We start from the raw sequence: 3,318 nt of genomic DNA, 5'->3' as shown, positions 1-3,318 counted from the left end.
TTGCGGTAAATCGATCTATTTCGCGGCAGGCAACGGTCTTGCCCGCGGCTGCCACGAACGGCCGGGTCCGGAGCCGTGTGGTTTACGGGCCGCGGGCCGCGCCCTCCCCGCCGGGGCCGCCCCCGGGGCCGGCGCCCCCCGGCGCTGGCTCACTCCCGGCCGGCGCCCGCGCCCGGCGTCGACGGGCCCATCTCACGCTGCCAGGCAAGGGCCAGCTGGGTCCGGTTGGTGCAGGCGGTCGCGACCAGCGCGTGCGTCAGGTGGTGCTTCACGGTGTCGATGCTGATGCACAGCGCCTCGGCGACCTGCCGGTTCGAGTGCCCCTCGGCGACGAGCCGGACCACGTCGCGCTCCCGGGCGGAGAGCTTGGCGGTCACGGCCGGGCCGGTGTTGGCGCGGACGTGGAACCGCAGCAGGTTGCCCAGGTGGCGCCCGAGCACCGCGGCGATCGCCCGGTCACGCGGGCCGAAAGCGCCCGGCCGGGGGTCCAGCAACGAGATCACCGCGCCAATGTTCGGCGGCCCGGCGAGCCTCAGCAGCAGCTCGGAGTGGATGCCATGGGCGCGCAGAAACCGTTCCATACGCAGCCGGATCTCCGGCCGGGCCGGGTTGCCGACGTCCTCCAGGGTCACCAGGCCGCGTTCCCGGATGAGCCGGAGGCTTTCGGGGTCGGAGAACACCTCCAGGCCGCGGTAGCGGTCCAGGAAGGGCCCGGCCATCCGCAACGCGAGCCCACGGCCAGACGGGCGCGGGTCCTGGAAGGCGGCTTCCAGGGTCGGCCCGAGGAAGAAGGCCGAATTGCGGTATCCGAGATGGCGGGACATGGCGTCCAGGACGGCCTCGCGGAACGCCGGCAGCGTGGCGGCACGCTCGCAGTCCTCGACGAGGCGCAGGATGCCGCGCAGCTCGGCCGCGCCGAGGGCGAGGTCACGCGGCGCCTGGCCCGCACGCGGGCTCAGCTGGGTACGGGCCTGCATTCCGACCACCGCCGGCCGAACCGGCTGAGCTCCCATTCCGGCGCCGCGTGCTCGGTCGACCGCGGCGGACGACGAATTACCCACCATCGAGGCGTTCGCGATCGGCGCGTTCCCGGCCGATCCTGGATGCCGGTGAACCGCCGCGCCGTCGACCAGCGGGGCTGGTCCGCGCAGGACAGCGGAGGGTGTGTCGATAGTCACCGGTCTTGGCTGGCGACGAAGCTGTGACATTCCGGCTGTACCGACCAAATCGGTATCCGTCTCGCCATCAAGCATGTGGTCGGTCACGCCTGCCTCCGGGTCCTGTCGACGCCAGGCTTAACTGCACAGGTAACGAGGAGTCCGGCGGTCGCGGCGGGCGTCTTGGGCCGCCAGAGCGCCGATGCGACGATCGGCGCGGAGGGCTCGGCGTCCCGGGTCGATGCCGCCGGGGTATTACCGACCAAGCTGGACATGTTGGGTCAGCGTAGGGGCACCCTCGGGGGCACGCTAGACGCCGGGCGGGACTTTTTACCCCTTGCCAACCTTGACTCGGGCTTTCGAGATCAACACAGGGCCTAAAGTCCCATGAGAGCGCTCTCTGTCTATCGAGAGTAGCCACACAGATGCAATAGGTAGTTGTTGATCGCATTCCGACTACCCGAACGGGCTAGTCACGCTCTGCACACATGGGCCATTCCCAGCACCGCTGGCACGACCGGGCCAACGCGCCCGCACCCACTCTGTGTAACAGGTTGCTACCGAGGGTACGGTTCCCGGCGACACGGTCCGCCCGTTCCGACCCGTTCGGTCGCGGCACTCACCGTGCCCGCGACCGGGCCCCGCGTCAGGCCGACGGACGTCCGCCCACCAGAGGGCGGCACTGCGTCCACCGGCCGGCGACGAGCCGGAACCGCGGCCCGAGAGGGGTGAAGAACGGTGACCATCGGCTCGTCGATCTTCATGATCGTCGTCGGCGCGATCCTCCGGTACGCGATCACCTGGCGGGTTCAGGGCCTGAATCTCCCGGCGCTGGGCCTGATCCTGGCGATCGCGGGCATCGTCACCCTGGTGCTCCGGCTGATCTGGCTGTTCAACCCGGGCCTCGGCGAACGCGAGCCACGCCCGCCCACCGGCCTGCCTGGCGAGCTGGGCGACTGGACGGTCAATCCCGCGAACCTGCCGCCCCCGGCCGCGCCACGGCCGGCGGCCACCGGGCCCGACGCATGGCGGCCAGGCGGTTTCCGTCCCTAGGACGGCCGGTCGGCCGCGGCACCCGGCGCGGCCAGCCGGCCGCCAGACGCCGCCGCACGACTACGGCGTGTCACCATCACGGACGGTGACACGCCTGCGCCGCGGTGGGGTGCGGGCGGGGCGGGACCCCATTCGCCCATACCCCGCCAGAGCGAACAAACAGGTCCGAACCGCCGCGCCGGCGGACGGCGGTCCGAGCAGGTGCGCGGTCAGAGCAGGTGCAGGGCGCGGGCTCGGTGCACGGCATCGCGGCGCCGAGCGACGTCCAGCTTGCGGTAGATGCTTTTCAGGTGCGTCTTGACGGTGTTGACCGAGACGTACAACTCGGCGGCGATCTCGGCCGTCGTGAGCATGGTCGGCAGGTAGCTGAGCACCGCCAGCTCACGGTCGCTCAGCCGGTCCGCTCCGCGCCCGGCCCGGCTGGCCGACTGTTGGCCGGCCTCGCGCTCCGCGGGGAACGAGGTCAGGCCGCCCGCGACGAGCCCTGCCTCCGGGCCGACAGACCGCGGGCCGCCGGGCCGGCCGGGCGGCGTGGCCTGGCCGGAGCCGCGTGGGCCGGAGCCCGACGCCCCGGCCTGCCCACGGTCGGCGGCATCTCGGTGGGTGAGGCCGCGGCGGTCCGCCACCTCGGCGCCGGGTGGGTACCGTCCCGGCCCGCCGTGCGGCAGGGGCACCGACGGTGCCGGCCGGACTGACGGTGCCGGCCGGACTGACGGGTCCGGTCGCCCGGACGGCACCTGCTCACCCCGGGCGAGACCGTCGGCGGCCAGCGGCGGCGGCTCGGCGCCGACATGGCTGAAGTCCTCCCCCGCCCCTGGCAGGCCACGGTCATCCAGGCCGACCGAGCGGCCGTCGGCCAGCAGCGGCGCCCGGCGGGCGGTCGGAACGGTGACGGCGCCACCGCGGTCGAGTCGAGGCGCGTTCGGTCGGGGCGCGGCCACACCCGTCTGGCCGGTGCGCACCCGGGTCTCCGGTGACCCGGGCCGGCGGGCGCCGGCGCGGCGGCGCGGCGCCGCCCCGGGGGCCGCCCGGCCCCCCCCCGCCCCCCCGCCCCGCGCCCCCGCCCCGCCGTTTCCCCCGCCCCCCGCCGCCCACCCCATAAAGCCCC

3 protein-coding genes are annotated in these 3,318 nt (G+C 73.8%); 1 reads left to right on the top strand and 2 read right to left on the bottom strand.

What is annotated here, in order from left to right:
* Positions 1 to 149: 149 nt before the first annotated feature.
* On the bottom strand, positions 150 to 977 hold the full coding sequence (locus I6A60_RS40790; protein WP_238437280.1) for a LuxR C-terminal-related transcriptional regulator: 828 nt from the start codon (positions 975 to 977) through the stop codon (positions 150 to 152).
* 918 nt (positions 978 to 1,895) lie between these two features.
* Between I6A60_RS40790 and I6A60_RS40785 the strand changes: the two genes are divergently transcribed.
* Positions 1,896 to 2,210, top strand: coding sequence for a hypothetical protein (locus tag I6A60_RS40785; protein ID WP_203011690.1), 315 nt, complete (start codon positions 1,896 to 1,898; stop codon positions 2,208 to 2,210).
* A gap of 209 nt (positions 2,211 to 2,419) precedes the next feature.
* Here I6A60_RS40785 and I6A60_RS43235 read toward each other — a convergent pair.
* The coding region (locus I6A60_RS43235; RefSeq protein ID WP_305038825.1) for a LuxR C-terminal-related transcriptional regulator at positions 2,420 to 3,318 on the bottom strand (899 nt) is incomplete at its 5' end.

Source organism: Frankia sp. AgB1.9 (assembly GCF_016786355.1).
Lineage (GTDB): Bacteria > Actinomycetota > Actinomycetes > Frankiales > Frankiaceae > Pseudofrankia.
Note: the sequence above shows the minus strand (reverse complement) of the source record. Positions and strands in the feature narration are given on the sequence as shown.